This window comes from Citrobacter gillenii, from assembly GCF_013337685.1.
Lineage (GTDB): Bacteria > Pseudomonadota > Gammaproteobacteria > Enterobacterales > Enterobacteriaceae > Citrobacter > Citrobacter gillenii.
The window spans coordinates 1-15,514 of the sequence record NZ_SUQN01000010.1 but is presented as its reverse complement, the minus strand read 5'-3'; the positions used below and the strand labels follow the sequence as shown (position 1 = coordinate 15,514).

General features: G+C 51.0%; 15 protein-coding genes and 1 pseudogene. 8 read left to right on the top strand and 8 right to left on the bottom strand.

The features are described from left to right. Positions 1-210 precede the first annotated feature (210 nt). The 4 genes from glnA (at position 211) to FCH32_RS20850 (ending at position 4,507) form a co-directional block, all read left to right on the top strand. Positions 211-1,620: a glutamate--ammonia ligase gene (gene glnA / locus FCH32_RS20865; RefSeq protein ID WP_174361458.1), complete on the top strand. Its 1,410-nt coding sequence runs from the start codon at positions 211-213 to the stop codon at positions 1,618-1,620. Between the two features lie 194 nt (positions 1,621-1,814). Further along, positions 1,815-2,864: a nitrogen regulation protein NR(II) gene (gene glnL, locus FCH32_RS20860; protein WP_115259821.1), complete on the top strand. Its 1,050-nt coding sequence runs from the start codon at positions 1,815-1,817 to the stop codon at positions 2,862-2,864. Positions 2,865-2,875: 11 nt separating this feature from the next. Continuing rightward, a complete protein-coding gene (gene glnG, locus FCH32_RS20855) occupies positions 2,876-4,285 on the top strand; it encodes a nitrogen regulation protein NR(I) (protein ID WP_115260010.1) in 1,410 nt (469 codons plus the stop codon). Between the two features lie 111 nt (positions 4,286-4,396). After that, complete coding sequence (locus FCH32_RS20850; protein ID WP_096758886.1) at positions 4,397-4,507, top strand: YshB family small membrane protein; 111 nt, start codon at positions 4,397-4,399, stop codon at positions 4,505-4,507. Between the two features lie 87 nt (positions 4,508-4,594). Here the strand turns inward: FCH32_RS20850 and hemN are convergent, their stop codons facing one another. The 3 genes and pseudogenes from hemN to FCH32_RS20835 all read right to left on the bottom strand — a co-directional run bounded on the left by hemN (position 4,595) and on the right by FCH32_RS20835 (position 7,007). After that, the gene (gene hemN, locus FCH32_RS20845) at positions 4,595-5,968 is read right to left on the bottom strand and encodes an oxygen-independent coproporphyrinogen III oxidase (protein WP_174361457.1); all 1,374 of its coding nucleotides are present in this window, start codon (positions 5,966-5,968) and stop codon (positions 4,595-4,597) included. A gap of 188 nt (positions 5,969-6,156) precedes the next feature. Then, positions 6,157-6,672, bottom strand: coding sequence for a Der GTPase-activating protein YihI (gene yihI / locus FCH32_RS20840; protein WP_096758888.1), 516 nt, complete (start codon positions 6,670-6,672; stop codon positions 6,157-6,159). A gap of 110 nt (positions 6,673-6,782) precedes the next feature. Continuing rightward, a pseudogene (locus FCH32_RS20835) lies at positions 6,783-7,007 on the bottom strand (hypothetical protein). A gap of 227 nt (positions 7,008-7,234) precedes the next feature. Between FCH32_RS20835 and yihA the strand changes: the two are divergent. Beyond that, entirely contained in the window at positions 7,235-7,867 is a 633-nt protein-coding gene (gene yihA / locus FCH32_RS20830) for a ribosome biogenesis GTP-binding protein YihA/YsxC (RefSeq protein ID WP_096759489.1), read from the top strand. 119 nt (positions 7,868-7,986) lie between these two features. Here yihA and spfP read toward each other — a convergent pair whose 3' ends face one another. Then, positions 7,987-8,034 carry a small protein SpfP gene (gene spfP, locus FCH32_RS23540; protein WP_071892919.1) on the bottom strand — a complete coding sequence of 16 codons (48 nt, stop codon included), beginning with the start codon at positions 8,032-8,034 and terminating at the stop codon, positions 7,987-7,989. 166 nt (positions 8,035-8,200) lie between these two features. After that, on the bottom strand, positions 8,201-10,987 hold the full coding sequence (gene polA, locus FCH32_RS20825) for a DNA polymerase I (protein WP_115259823.1): 2,787 nt from the start codon (positions 10,985-10,987) through the stop codon (positions 8,201-8,203). 363 nt (positions 10,988-11,350) lie between these two features. On the opposite strand from polA, the gene FCH32_RS20820 reads away from it, so the two are divergent. Next, positions 11,351-12,286, top strand: a complete 936-nt coding sequence (locus tag FCH32_RS20820; protein ID WP_115259824.1) for an acyltransferase — start codon at positions 11,351-11,353, stop codon at positions 12,284-12,286. Between the two features lie 13 nt (positions 12,287-12,299). On the opposite strand, the gene dsbA is transcribed toward FCH32_RS20820, so the two are convergent. The 3 genes from dsbA to FCH32_RS20805 form a co-directional block, all read right to left on the bottom strand. After that, a complete protein-coding gene (dsbA, locus tag FCH32_RS20815) occupies positions 12,300-12,923 on the bottom strand; it encodes a thiol:disulfide interchange protein DsbA (RefSeq protein ID WP_174361456.1) in 624 nt (207 codons plus the stop codon). Between the two features lie 16 nt (positions 12,924-12,939). Then, complete coding sequence (locus tag FCH32_RS20810; protein WP_174361455.1) at positions 12,940-13,926, bottom strand: serine/threonine protein kinase; 987 nt, start codon at positions 13,924-13,926, stop codon at positions 12,940-12,942. 76 nt (positions 13,927-14,002) lie between these two features. Next, a complete protein-coding gene (locus FCH32_RS20805; protein WP_042325406.1) occupies positions 14,003-14,272 on the bottom strand; it encodes a YihD family protein in 270 nt (89 codons plus the stop codon). 69 nt (positions 14,273-14,341) lie between these two features. Here FCH32_RS20805 and mobA point away from each other — a divergent pair, with 69 nt between their 5' ends. Together mobA and mobB are read left to right on the top strand one after the other, a co-directional pair. Beyond that, a complete protein-coding gene (gene mobA, locus FCH32_RS20800; RefSeq protein ID WP_135912788.1) occupies positions 14,342-14,926 on the top strand; it encodes a molybdenum cofactor guanylyltransferase MobA in 585 nt (194 codons plus the stop codon). Further along, positions 14,923-15,426, top strand: coding sequence for a molybdopterin-guanine dinucleotide biosynthesis protein MobB (gene mobB / locus FCH32_RS20795; protein WP_096758894.1), 504 nt, complete (start codon positions 14,923-14,925; stop codon positions 15,424-15,426). The genes mobA and mobB overlap by 4 nt, the downstream gene beginning before the upstream one ends. Positions 15,427-15,514: the final 88 nt, after the last annotated feature.

The following is a 15,514-nucleotide window of genomic DNA, read 5'->3' as shown; positions in this document are numbered from 1 at the left end:
CTTAATGTTCACAAAGAGGCACTATAATGGTGCAATACAACCTTCATGGTGCAACCCCTTTGCACGATGATGCGCATGATAACGCCTTTTGGGGGCAATTTAAAAGTTGGCACAGATTTCGCTTTATATTTTTTACGGCGACACGGCCAATTTTTGCAGAATTGAAGACCTCGTTACCACGACGACAATGACCAATCCGGGAGAGTAAGTATGTCCGCTGAACACGTTTTGACGATGCTGAACGAACACGAAGTGAAGTTTGTTGATTTGCGCTTCACTGACACTAAAGGTAAAGAACAGCACGTCACGATTCCTGCTCATCAGGTAAATGCCGAATTCTTTGAAGAAGGCAAAATGTTTGACGGCTCCTCAATCGGTGGCTGGAAAAGCATTAACGAATCAGACATGGTTCTGATGCCAGATGCTTCTACTGCACTCATTGACCCGTTCTTTGAAGAGTCTACTCTGATCATCCGTTGCGATATCCTGGAACCAGGCACACTGCAGGGTTACGACCGCGACCCGCGCTCCATCGCAAAACGCGCTGAAGAATATCTGCGTGCTACCGGCATCGCAGACACCGTGCTGTTCGGGCCAGAGCCAGAATTCTTCCTGTTCGACGACATCCGTTTCGGCAGCTCTATTTCCGGTTCCCACGTCGCTATCGATGATATCGAAGGCGCATGGAACTCCTCCACCAAATATGAAGGTGGTAACAAAGGTCATCGTCCTGGCGTGAAAGGCGGTTACTTCCCGGTTCCTCCGGTCGATTCTTCCCAGGACATCCGTTCTACCATGTGTCTGGTCATGGAAGAGATGGGCCTTGTCGTTGAAGCGCATCACCACGAAGTGGCGACTGCGGGCCAGAACGAAATCGCTACCCGCTTTAACACTATGACCAAAAAAGCGGACGAAATTCAGATCTACAAATACGTCGTTCACAACGTCGCGCACCGCTTCGGTAAAACGGCGACCTTTATGCCAAAACCGATGTTCGGCGATAACGGTTCCGGTATGCACTGCCACATGTCTCTGTCCAAGAACGGCGTAAACCTGTTCTCCGGTGACAAGTATGCAGGTCTGTCCGAGCAGGCGCTGTTCTACATCGGTGGTGTAATCAAACACGCTAAAGCGATCAACGCCCTGGCGAACCCGACCACCAACTCCTACAAGCGTCTGGTCCCGGGTTACGAAGCACCGGTTATGCTGGCGTACTCTGCCCGTAACCGTTCTGCCTCTATCCGTATCCCAGTCGTTGCCTCTCCGAAAGCACGCCGTATTGAAGTACGCTTCCCGGACCCGGCGGCTAACCCGTACCTGTGCTTTGCAGCACTGCTGATGGCTGGTCTTGATGGTATCAAGAACAAGATCCACCCGGGCGAAGCAATGGACAAAAACCTGTACGACCTGCCACCGGAAGAAGCAAAAGAGATCCCACAGGTTGCTGGCTCTCTGGAAGAAGCACTGAACGAACTGGATCTGGACCGCGAGTTCCTGACTGCAGGCGGCGTGTTCACCAATGAAGCGATCGATGCGTACATTACGCTGCGTCGCGAAGAAGATGACCGCGTGCGCATGACCCCGCACCCGGTAGAGTTTGAGTTGTACTACAGCGTTTAATCGTTTGAGTTGTACTTTCCAGATAAGGTCGCGTCACGCGCTGGCGCGATAACCTGGAATTGAGTTGCCGTGGAAACTTTCAGCCCATCACACGATGGGCTTTTTTCTCCGCCAACGAACTGATCCTTCGCGCTTTTTCTACGTGAAAGCTATAATGCACTAAATTGGTGCAACCTTTTTCAGGAGACTGCTGAATGGCAACCGGCACGCTGCCCGATGCTGGGCAGATCCTCAATTCGTTAATTAACAGCATTTTACTTGTCGACGATGAGCTGGCGGTGCATTACGCCAACCCCGCGGCACAGCAGCTGCTTGCCCAAAGTTCCCGCAAACTGTTTGGCACGCCGCTTTCTGAACTGCTGAGTTATTTCTCATTAAACATCGGGCTGATGCGAGAGAGCCTGGAAGCGGGTCAGGGCTTTACGGACAACGAAGTGACGCTGGTGATAGATAGCCACTCGCATATCCTCTCTGTGACCGCCCAGAGGCTGCCTGATGGCCTTATTCTGCTGGAGATGGCGCCCATGGATAACCAGCGCCGTCTGAGTCAGGAGCAGCTCCAGCATGCCCAGCAAATAGCCGCCCGCGATCTGGTACGTGGTCTGGCGCATGAAATTAAAAACCCGTTGGGTGGATTACGCGGTGCAGCACAACTGCTCAGTAAAGCGCTACCGGATCCAGCCCTCAAGGAATATACCCAAGTCATTATTGAGCAGGCAGACCGCCTGCGTAACCTGGTCGACCGCCTGCTGGGGCCGCAGCAACCCGGTATGCACATCACGGAAAGTATTCACAAGGTGGCAGAACGCGTTGTGGCACTGGTGTCGATGGAACTCCCGGAGAATGTCACGTTGATCCGCGATTACGACCCGAGTCTGCCAGAAATACTGCACGATCCTGACCAGATAGAACAGGTTCTGCTGAATATCGTGCGTAATGCGTTACAAGCGCTGGGACCGGAAGGTGGCGAGATTATTCTGCGTACCCGCACCGCGTTTCAGCTCACATTGCACGGCATGCGTTACCGCCTGGCGGCGCGTATTGACGTTGAGGACAACGGTCCGGGTATTCCTCCACATTTACAGGATACGCTGTTCTACCCAATGGTCAGCGGTCGCGAGGGGGGAACCGGGCTGGGATTATCTATCGCCCGTAATTTGATTGATCAACATTCCGGCAAAATTGAATTTACCAGTTGGCCGGGTCATACCGAGTTCTCGGTTTACCTGCCTATCAGGAAATAGAGGTGACGTTTATGCAACGAGGAATAGTCTGGGTCGTTGATGACGATAGTTCCATCCGTTGGGTGCTTGAACGTGCGCTCGCAGGGGCAGGACTCAACTGCACCACATTTGAAAGCGGTAAAGAGGTACTGGACGCGCTCGCCAGTAAAACGCCGGACGTGCTGTTGTCGGATATCCGCATGCCGGGGATGGACGGCCTGACGCTGTTAAAACAAATTAAACAGCGTCATCCGATGCTTCCGGTCATCATCATGACCGCGCACTCCGATCTGGACGCCGCCGTCAGCGCCTACCAGCAAGGGGCGTTCGATTACCTGCCCAAGCCGTTTGATATTGACGAAGCTGTGGCGCTGGTTGAACGCGCCATAAGCCATTATCAGGAACAGCAGCAGCCGCGTAATGTTCAGATCAACGGCCCCACCACCGATATCATTGGTGAAGCCCCAGCAATGCAGGATGTCTTTCGCATAATTGGCCGGCTTTCCCGCTCTTCAATTAGCGTCTTGATCAACGGTGAGTCCGGGACCGGTAAAGAGTTGGTCGCTCATGCTCTCCACCGTCACAGCCCGCGTGCCAAATCGCCATTTATCGCCCTTAACATGGCGGCAATTCCGAAGGATTTAATCGAATCTGAACTGTTTGGCCACGAAAAAGGCGCCTTTACCGGCGCCAATACCATTCGTCAGGGACGCTTCGAGCAGGCGGATGGCGGCACGCTGTTTCTCGATGAGATTGGCGATATGCCGCTGGACGTGCAAACGCGATTGCTGCGTGTATTGGCCGACGGACAGTTTTACCGCGTCGGCGGCTATGCGCCGGTGAAGGTGGACGTGCGCATTATCGCGGCTACGCACCAGAATCTGGAACTGCGGGTACAGGAAGGCAAGTTCCGCGAGGACTTGTTCCACCGACTGAACGTCATTCGCGTTCATTTACCACCGCTGCGCGAGCGACGGGAAGACATCCCTCGCCTGGCGCGTCATTTCCTGCAGGAAGCCGCTCACGAGCTGGGTGTGGAAGCCAAGCAGTTACACCCTGAAACCGAGGCCGCACTGACGCGTCTGGCCTGGCCGGGTAACGTTCGTCAACTAGAGAACACTTGCCGCTGGTTAACCGTGATGGCCGCCGGGCAGGAAGTGCTGATTCAGGACCTGCCGGCTGAGCTATTTGAAGCAAGCGTTCCAGACGCGCCCTCACATATGCAGCCTGACAGTTGGGCAACACTGCTGGCACAATGGGCTGACCGGGCGCTACGCTCCGGTCATCAAAACTTACTCTCTGAAGCGCAGCCTGAAATGGAACGCACGCTGTTAACCACCGCGCTGCGCCATACTCAGGGCCATAAACAGGAAGCGGCGCGCTTACTCGGATGGGGGCGTAATACCCTGACACGTAAGTTAAAAGAGCTTGGCATGGAGTAAGGGATTTTCGCTGTGTAAAGATTGATAATTGAGCGCAAAGCGCTGCTATTTTGCGCTTTACTGTTCCGATGAGTTAAGTATGATCGTGCCCGGAAAACGGGGGAAGTCATCATGCTGGAATCAATTATTAATCTGCTGTCGAGCGGCTCGGTTGAAAGCCATACGCCGCAAACTGCGGTTGCCGCGGTGCTGTGTGCGGCGCTGGTTGGGCTGTTTAGCTAGCGGGTTTGTCGGGTGGCGCTTCGCTTACCCGACCTACATATTGAGATGTCGTAGGCCCGGTAAGCGAAGTGCCACCGGGCAACGTCATTAGATGACCCGCGAGAACTGCTGCATCCGTGCTTTCTGGCGCAGGTACGCATCAAAGCACATGCAAATATTGCGGATCAGCAGACGACCTTTTGCCGTCACCTGAATCCCCTTCTCATCCACATCCACCAGCCCATCTTTCGCCAGCGGAGCCAACAGCTTCAGGTCTTCAGCAAAATAGTCAGCAAAGTTCAGATCCCATTGCTGTTCTACGACGGCGTAGTCGAGGCGGAAGTTGCAGATCAGTAGTTTAATCACATCCCGGCGAATACAGTCATCTTGGGTCAGTGCAATACCGCGCCACAGCGCATTCCCCTGCTCATCCACCTGCTGATAATAGTGCTTCAGCTCTTTTTGGTTCTGCGCGTAGTTGTCGCCAATCATACTGATGGCGGAAACGCCCATGCCCAGCAGGTCGGTATCGCCCTGGGTGGTATAACCCTGGAAATTACGGTGCAGAACACCCTCGCGCTGGGCAATCGCCAGCTCGTCATCCGGACGGGCAAAGTGATCCATCCCAATGAACTGATAACCTGTTTCGGTCAGCGAGGAGATGGTCTCCTGCAAAATATCCAGCTTCTGTTGTGGGCTGGGCAGATCAGCATCTTTGATTTTACGCTGCGCGGCAAACAACGTTGGCAGGTGCGCATAGTTAAAGACACTCAGGCGGTCGGGATTGAGCTCAGCCACCCGCTTCAGGGTAAAGGCAAAGCTTTCCGGCGTCTGTTTTGGCAGACCATAGATGAGGTCAATGTTGGTCGAGGTAAAGCCAATCTCACGCGCACGATTAATCAGTGCAAAGATAAACTCCTCGTCCTGCTCACGGTTTACCAGGCGCTGAACTTCTTTATTGAAGTCCTGCACCCCCATGCTCAGGCGGTTAAAGCCTTCAGCACGTAAATGATCGAGCACATCGAGTTCGATTTCACGCGGATCAACTTCGATCGAGATTTCTGCATCCGCGTTAAAATCGAAGTTATCACGCAGCAGCGTCATTAAGCGGCTAATCTGCGTTTTATTCAGATAGGTTGGCGTACCGCCGCCCCAATGCAACTGGCTAACATGACGGCCAGCAAACAGCGGCGCGCGATGAATAATCTCTTGTTCTAAAACGTCCAGATATTGATCGGCCTTATGCTGCTGGCGGGTCACAATTTTGTTGCAGCCGCAGAAATAGCACAATTTATGGCAGAACGGGATATGGACGTACAAAGAGAGTGGACGTTCAGGGTAACGCGCTACGGCTTGCAGAAATGCTTCAGCACCGTAGTCTGCAGAAAACTCCAGCGCGGTCGGATACGAGGTGTATCGTGGCCCGGAATAGTTATATTTCTGGATCAGGGCCAGGTCCCAGTCGATTAGCTGCTCAGACATGCTCACTCCTTCCGATGGCGTTTCTGGCGGGTACGGCGTACCGGCTTACCCCCACTGCGAGTGATAAGCCGGTTGCGCAGCCACTTTTGGCGCCGCGACAATCGCTGTAGTTTAACGAATAACCACACCAGATAACATATAACCGGAAGGGTTATAAGCAGGACGGGAAGACCCACGGTACAAAACCGTTAGTTACCGCCCTTCAGCAGGCGCATCATGTCTTCCTGCTTTTCTTCTTCTTCGTCAATTTCTTCGTCATCATCGTAAGAGAGCCCCAGTTTCTGCATCAGCTCATCGATGCGATCCAGCTTGGCATCCACCCAGGACTGATCTTCAGCACTCAGGATCTCTCCCGCTTCAAGACGTTCCAGCAGCGCATCCAGGCGCTCATCCGTTTCCAGTAAATCCAACTCAGCCTGTGGTGAAAGCATAGGTTTCTCACTCTTCGGTTTGTGCTGTTTGGTGACTTTTTCAGTCACACCCAATGCAATGGGAGTTTTACTGCCAATACGAGGATCTTTGTGTTTGTTTTGGTTTCCGCCACCTGATGCACCATCGCTGCCAGTCGCACGGCTGCCCGCTGCAAGACCACGGTGTTTTTTCTGACGCTTACGGTCGCGAGCTTCCAGGTTAATTTCTTCGCGTGTCTTACGACGCGCCTTTGCAGGACCTTTCCCGCGAGGTGTAGAAGTTGTTTTCATCATGATTCGTCTTTGGCTGTTTTTATTCAGTATATAATTGCGCCGGAATCTAGCAGAAATAAAGAAAAAAGGCGACAGAGTAATCTGTCGCCTTTTTTCCTGACTCTCAACCCTTAACGGGCCCTACAATCCCTGTCGGCTATCAACACACCCTGTTTTTCCCTTAGCCAGAAACATTCCGTGTTGTTTCCATTTCCTTTTACTAACGTCTCCGGACGTTTGTCTTCCTGACAATCCTGCGTCTTCGCCTCCTGGCGCTCCTGACCCTCATCCTGAGTCGTTTATCCTGTTAGCTCCCTTGCTATGGACGCTACTTTACTCTTTTGGGTAACACGCACAAGTAACCGACTTAACAGTTTCAGTTTTTCAGAATATTTCTTAATGGTAATTATATGATTTATTTAATTTATATTGTTATGCACTCTCTCATCTCGCATAAATACTATCGGCAATGTCTCACAAAGCCCGCGCTTTTAACTTACATAACCCGCGCGTCGAAAAATCCGCCTTTTGCTGGTGTTCAGGTATAATCGCTGCAAAGCCTTGATTGATGGAGACGACCACGTTGACTAACTTGAATTATCAACAGACGCATTTTGTGATGAGTGCGCCTGATATTCGCCATTTACCTTCCGATACAGGAATTGAAGTGGCTTTTGCTGGCCGTTCCAACGCAGGCAAATCCAGCGCACTAAATACCCTGACAAATCAAAAGGGTCTGGCACGTACATCTAAAACGCCGGGCCGTACTCAGCTCATCAACTTGTTTGAAGTGGTTGACGGTAAACGTCTGGTTGACTTGCCGGGGTACGGGTATGCAGAAGTTCCGGAAGAGATGAAGCGCAAATGGCAGCGCGCGCTGGCAGAATATCTGGAGAAACGTCAAAGCCTGCAAGGTTTGGTCGTACTGATGGATATTCGCCATCCACTGAAAGATCTCGATCAGCAGATGATTTTGTGGGCCGTAGAGAGCAACGTCCAGGTGCTGGTATTACTGACCAAAGCGGACAAACTGGCCAGCGGCGCACGCAAAGCACAGTTGAATATGGTGCGTGAAGCAGTGCTGGCGTTTAATGGCGATGTACAGGTAGAAGCATTCTCATCGCTGAAAAAGCTGGGTGTGGATAAACTGCGTCAGAAACTGGATACCTGGTTTAGCGAACTGGCGCCTATTGAAGAGATGCAGGACGGGGAATAACCTACCGATATGCCGGATGGCGCCGCTGCGCGTCTTATCCGGCCTACAGCATGTGCGAAACCTTTCTTTCGCACAATAAAAAACGCCCCAGTCATTACTGACTGGGGCGGCTAAAATATTCAGCCAAATCCGATTACGTGAAGTAAAAGGTCTGAAAGATAGAACATCTTACCTCTGTACCCTACGAGAATAACTTTACTCTTTTTTGAGCAGCGCAGAAAGCACTTTTTGTAATTTTTTTTCACTCCCGGCATAGGAAATTTTAATGGTCATCACAAAAAGCGCTAACTTATGTTGCTTAGTTACGAAAAGAGCGCGTTATTCAGCAAACCCTTAGTGCGCTTGATCCCAGTTTTCACCGCTTCCGACTTCCACCAGCAACGGCACATCAATTCGCGTTCCGTTCTCCATCAGCTGATGGATTTTTTTCGAGACGCTATCGAGATCATCTTTGTGCACTTCAAACACCAGTTCATCATGTACCTGCATGATCATACGTACGCGAGGCTGTTCGGTTTGCAGCCAGCCGTCTACGGCAATCATAGCGCGCTTAATAATGTCCGCAGCGGTGCCTTGCATCGGGGCGTTAATCGCCGCACGTTCCGCACCTGCACGACGCGCACCATTACTGGATTTGATATCCGGTAAATAGAGGCGACGTCCTTCCAGCGTTTCAACGTACCCTTGCTCTTTTGCCTGCGCACGCGTGCGTTCCATATATTCCAGTACGCCCGGGTAGCGTTCGAAATAGAGATCCATGTACTTCTGCGCTTCTTTGCGTGGAATATTGAGCTGGCGTGCAAGACCGAAGGCACTCATGCCGTAGATCAGACCAAAGTTGATGGCCTTCGCGCTGCGGCGCTGTTCACTGGTCACGGAATCAAGAGGTAAGCCAAAGACCTCTGCAGCCGTGGCGCGGTGAATATCCTTTCCTTCGGCAAAGGCGGTAAGCAGCCCCTTATCACGCGAGAGGTGCGCCATAATGCGTAGCTCAATCTGCGAGTAGTCCGCCGAGACAATGACATAATCTTCTGGTGCAATAAATGCCTGGCGAATACGGCGTCCTTCCTCATTACGCACCGGAATATTTTGCAGGTTAGGATCGGTAGAAGACAAACGCCCGGTCGCCGTAACTGCCTGATGATAAGAGGTATGCACACGGCCAGTTTTAGGGTTGATCATCAGCGGAAGTTTATCTGTATAAGTAGACTTCAATTTTGCCAGCCCACGATATTCCAGAATCACCTTCGGCAGCGGATAATCCAGCGCTAACTCTTCCAGCACCTCTTCTGACGTTGACGGCGCGCCGCCCGGCGTTTTCTTCAGCGGCTTGATGCCCTGCTTTTCAAACAGAATGGTTTGCAGCTGTTTAGTGGAAGAGAGGTTAAAGGCTTCCCCGGCAATCTCGTGCGCTTTTTGCTCCAGCTCGTTCAAACGCAGCGTCAGCTCTGCTGAATGCTTGTGCAACACGGCAGGGTCGATTTTTACACCGTTGCGCTCGATGCGGGACAGGACCGGGACCAACGGCATATCGATATTCTCGAAGACGTTTAGCGGTCCTTTATGTTTTTGCAGCTCTGGCCACATTTTCAGATGCAGCTGTAGCGTGACGTCGGCGTCCTCCGCGGCATAACGACCAGCTTCTTCCAGCGCAATCTGGTTAAAGGTCAGTTGGTTTTTACCTTTCCCGGCGATCTCTTCGAAGGTGATCGTTTTATGTTTCAGCCAGCGGTCAGACAGGCTGTCCATATCGTGTCGCCCGGCAACGCTGTTAAGAATGTAGGATTCGAGCATGGTATCAAAGACGATACCGCGCAGTTCGATACCGTAGTTCGCCAGGATGCCACGGTCATACTTCAGGTTTTGCCCAACTTTATGCGCTTTTTCGTCTTCCAGTAGCGGCTTCAGCAGCGTCAGTGCCCGATCACGGGAAATTTGGTCAGGGGCATCCAGGTAGTCATGCGCGACTGGAACATACGCCGCCACACCCGGTTCAATAGCGAAAGAGAGCCCCACCAGATTCGCAGAGATATTGTCCAGGCTGTCGGTTTCGGTATCAAAAGCAAAGACCGGCGCTTTTTCCAGCTTCGCAATCCACGCTTCCAGCGTCGTCTCGTCCAGAATCGTCACATAGTTATCGTATGAGAGAACCGTGGCGGGCTCCTCAGGCGTTTCATCAATAACGATGGTTTCCTGTGGTTTTGCCGCAGGTTTTGTGCCTTTTGCCTGCAGCCATTTCCCGGCTTCAACGTCGGTGACCCAACGTTTGAACTCATATTGTTTGAACAGATTTAACAGCTCGTCCGCTGCAGGTTGTCGTACTTCCAGCTGCTCGCAGGTTAATTCCAGCTCGACATCCGTTTTGATGGTTGCCAGCTTATAAGAGAGGTAAGCCACCTCTTTATTCTGCTCGAGCTTGCCAGCCATGGTTTTTGCGCCACGGAACGTCAGGCCCGCTATTTTTTCTGATTCAGCATAGAGCGTATCCAGCCCGCCCAGCCCCTGGAGTAACGCCTGAGCCGTCTTTTCACCCACGCCCGGCACGCCAGGAATGTTATCAGAAGAGTCGCCCATCAGCGCCAGGAAGTCGATAATCAGTTCCGGCGGCACGCCATACTTATTTACCACCTCATCCGGGCCGAGGATCGTATTGGTCATGGTGTTGATGAGGGTGATATTCGGCGTCACCAGCTGAGCCATGTCTTTATCACCGGTACTGATCAGCACCGGACGGCCAATTTGCTCTGCTTCACGCGCCAGCGTACCGATAACGTCGTCCGCTTCTACGCCTGAAACAGCCAGCAGGGGTAACCCCATGGCTTTTACCATCGCGTGCAGCGGTTCAATCTGCGCGCGTAGATCGTCTGGCATCGGCGGACGATGCGATTTGTAGTGCTCGAATAATTCATCACGGAAGGTTTTACCCTTGGCGTCGAATACCACCGCCGCATGCGTCGGCTTATATTGCAAAATCAAGCTACGCAGCATGTTGAGGACACCGTACATCGCGCCCGTAGGCTCTCCTGCGCTGTTGGTCAGCGGTGGGAACGCATGGTATGCGCGATACAGGTAAGATGAGCCATCTACAAGGATAAGTGGGTTTTCTGGGATCTGAACCATAATGTCCATGCCTGTTTATCAGATTATGGGTAAAGGATGCCACAGACAGGATGAAAACATGAGTTTTTCGCCGCATTTGTCGAAAATCTTTTGCAGATCTTCTGCGTTGTTCGCAATGTGAGCTGTGGATAAGTTTGTGAATAAATAATTTTCAGCCCTTTAAATACAGCAAGATAATTTATGAATCATAATAATTCTGCATATTTTTCATTATGTTATTTCATGACGCAGAATTTTATATCATCTTTTCAGCTTATAGCTGGATGTGGATAGATATTCCCTTTTTTTCTATTCAGCGAAGATCCATCATTTGGTTCGTTTTCTGATAAAATTAGCCCCTTGCGCCCTTTTAGCGCACTATTTATGGCTAACCTTTTGAATAATTTAATTATGGCGAGAATACTCGCCGCGATAACGCTGCTGCTGAGTATCGCATTGACCATATTGGTCACGATTTTATGTTCCGTGCCAATCATCCTGGCCGGAGTTGTAAAACTGCTTTTGCCTATTCCTTTCGTCTGGCGCAAGGTATCCCTCTTTTGTAATTTCATGATGTACTGCTGGTGTGAAGGTCTGGCGCTATTGCTACACCTTAATCCACGACTGAAGTGGGATGTTGAGGGGCTGGAAGGTCTGAGCAAGAAAAATTGGTATCTGCTCATCTGTAATCACTACAGCTGGGCCGACATCGTTGTGCTTTGCGTTTTGTTTCGTAAGCATATCCCGATGAATAAATACTTTCTTAAGCAGCAGTTAGCCTGGGTGCCTTTTATTGGTCTGGCATGTTGGGCGCTGGATATGCCATTTATGAAACGCTATTCGCGCGGTTATTTGCTCCGTCACCCTGAACGACGTGGTAAAGATGTGGAAACAACACGTCTTTCTTGTGAGAAGTTTCGCGTGCATCCAACAACGATCGTGAATTTTGTCGAAGGCTCACGGTTCACCCACGAGAAATGCCAGCAGACCCGATCTCCCTATAAAAACCTGCTGCCACCTAAGGCTGCCGGTATTGCGATGGCGCTGAATGTCTTAGGATCGCAATTCGATAAGTTGCTGAACGTCACGCTGTGTTATCCGCAGAACAGCAGCCATCCTTTCTACGACATGCTGAGCGGTAAGTTAACGCGCATTGTAGTACGGGTGAATCTGGAGCCGGTGAAAGAGGAATTACACGGTGATTACGTCAACGATAAAGGGTTTAAGCGTCGGTTCCAGCTGTGGCTGAATACGCTTTGGGCCGAGAAAGATGCGCAAATAGATGCGATTAAAGCCTCAACTAAAAAAGCCGGTCTCTGACCGGCTTTTTCGTTTACTTCTGGCCTACCAGATATTTCACGGTATCGGCATACTGCTGTACAAAGATATCCATGCTGCTGGTATCCATGCCTTGCGGATTCACCTGATATTTGCCATTCACAAACATCGCCGGAACCCCCTGCAGTTGCAGATCGGCAGCCGCTTTTTCCTGCTGAGCGACCAGTGATTTCACCACGAAGCTGTTCCATGCCGCATCATAGTCTTCACCTTTAATACCCGCATCAACAAATACTTTACGGATATCAGCGGTAGACTGGACGGTCTGAGTTTTCTGCACCGCTTCAAACAACGGTACTGTGACCTTATCTTCTACGCCCAGCGCCAGCGCAACCGCCCACGCCTGAGTCAGATCTTTGCCCAGAGGTCCCAAAAACTCAACGTGGTATTTGGTCATCTTGGTGCCTTCAGGCAGTTTTTTCTTCACGTTATCAGACACGTGAAGCACTTCTTCAAACTGGTAGCAATGCGGGCAGTAGAAGGAGAAGAACTCCAACACCTGCGGTTCACCCGCAATAGGCTTTTCCAGTGTGATGTACTGCTTACCATCCTGGAACTGCGCTGCCGATGCGCAAAAAGCTAAAACCATACCAGCCAGCGCCAGCCATATTTTTTTCATGTCCATGTCTCTCCGATTAATACATTGGCGTTAATTGTAAGGGGGGTTGTTGCAGAATTTTTGCCTGCTCAATAAAGGTCGCCGTCTGACGGTGCCAGTAATCTTCTCCGGTTAACCACGGGAAGTTTTTTGGAAACGCAGGATCATCCCAACGTCGAATCAGCCAGGCTAGATAATAAACTAAACGCATGGCGCGTAAAGGTTCTATGAGTCCTAATTCAGCGACGTCGAACTCAGTAAACTCTTCATAAGCTTCGATAATGGTTTCAAGCTGCATGCGCTGCTCGGCTTTATCACCATTAAGCAGCATCCATAAATCCTGAATGGCAGGGCCATTGCGGGCATCATCTAAATCGACAAACATCGGACCATCGCGCCACAGAATATTTCCGGCATGACAGTCACCGTGCAGGCGCAGAGTGTCAAAACGCGTATGCCACCGTTCGGTAACCACGGTGATAAGTGCATCCGTTGCTTTCAGAAATGCCGCTTTTTGCCCTGATGGAATAATCGGTGCACTGTCGAAAAGTTTACGCGGTTCAATCAGATACTCGTCGAGGCCAATGGTCGGTCGAAAAGCAAAAGGCTGTTTTCGCCCGGTTTGATGCAGACGCCCGAGATAGCGGCCAACCGACTCCATTTGATCGATATTGTCGGCTTCAAACTGCCGACCTCCTACGCTGGGGAATATCGCATAGTGGAACCCTTGATGCCCCAGTAATGTCTGGCCATCAAACACCATCGGCGCCGCAACCGGCACGTCATCACGCACCAGTTCCAGTGCAAACTGATGTTCTTCCTGTATTTGATCGACGGACCAACGCTCAGGGCGGTAAAACTTTACGATAAAGCGTCGACGGTCTTCGTCCTGGAATTGGTAGACACGGTTTTCATAGCTGTTGAGCGGGGTAAGCCCGGAATCCACCCGGATCCCCTGCTCAAACAGCGCATCCATGATGGTATCCGGGTGTAGCGTTTGGAAAGTAAAAGCGTTGTTATTCATCCCATCATCCGGAAATTACTACGAATGATTCAGGATATCATTTCGCAGCACTTTCGGTGGCGGCGATTACAAGCTTTTACTCTTTAATTACGCCACGAGCGCGCAGCAATGCGGTTTTAAAGTCTTCTTCATAATCTTTCTGAATACCTGGGATCACCGCATCCTTCGCTGAGTCACGCATTTTCAGGTGATAGATCAGAATGTCATCAGTTAAATCCGCCAGTTCTCCGTCAAAACCTGACTCTTTCGCCAGTTTCTGTAAAAATTGCATCAGGTTAAGATCGGGTTCTTTCTGCCAGGCTGGCTGGAGGAGTTCAATAACTTCATTCAGACGTTTACATTTCATGGTTGTGCTCCTTACGCTTAATACAGATACGTTAGCAGGGTCAATCCCACATTAAAAGAGGCGATATCAGTGATTCTGGATAGTGCAATTACAGGGGTTGTCCTGGCGGGCGGTAAGGCCAGGCGGATGGGGGGTGCAGATAAAGGACTGCTTGAGCTAGACGGCAAACCTTTGTGGCGGCACGTCGCAGATGCGCTCGCCTTACAGGTCGAGACCGTCGTGGTTAATGCCAATCGCCATCAGGATATTTATCAGCAAAGTGGTCTGAAAGTTATCCCTGATTCATTACCTGATTTCCCTGGCCCGCTGGCCGGAATGCTGTCGGTATTTTTACAACTGGCAGGTGACTGGTTTTTATTCTGCCCCTGCGATATGCCCTATATTCCCCACAACCTGGTCGCAAGACTGGCAGAACAGCGCCAAAATGCGCCAGTGGTGTGGGTGCATGATGGGGAGCGGGATCACCCGACAATTGCGCTGATGCACAGAGCAATGCAGCCGTTACTGCAGGAGTATCTTCAGGCAGGTGAACGACGGGTGATGGTCTTTATGCGCCAGGCCGGCGGACACGCCATCGATTTTAGCGATCATAAAGATGCGTTTGTGAATGTGAACACACCTGAAGAATTGGCCAGATGGCAGGATAAATCATGATCCCATTGCTCGGTATTGCCGCATGGAGCGGTACAGGAAAAACCACACTGCTCAAAAAACTGATCCCGGAACTGTGCGCCAAAGGCATTCGTCCAGGATTAATTAAGCATACCCACCACAACATGGACGTCGATAAACCCGGCAAGGATAGCTATGAGTTACGTAAAGCTGGCGCAGCGCAAACACTGGTCGCCAGCCAGCAACGCTGGGCGTTAATGACGGAAACGCCGGCAGAACCTGAGTTAGATTTAGCCTATCTGGTGAGCCGAATGGATGCTACAACACTGGATTTGGTACTGGTTGAGGGTTTTAAACACGAACCTGTCGCCAAGATCCTGCTTTTTCGTGAAAATTGCGGGCATAGTGCACAAGAATTAACGATTGATGAGTATGTTGTTGCGGTTGCCAGTGATGTTCCACTCGAAGTGGATGTCCCACTTTTAGATATCAACGACGTACAACAAATTGCAGGGTTTGTTACACAGTGGCTGGGACGTTAACCAACCGGTAATCTGCAAAATTGTGCCTGATGACTTTGCGCTTATCAGCGCCTACCATTCCGGCAGCGAGCAAGCACTTCCCAAAAAC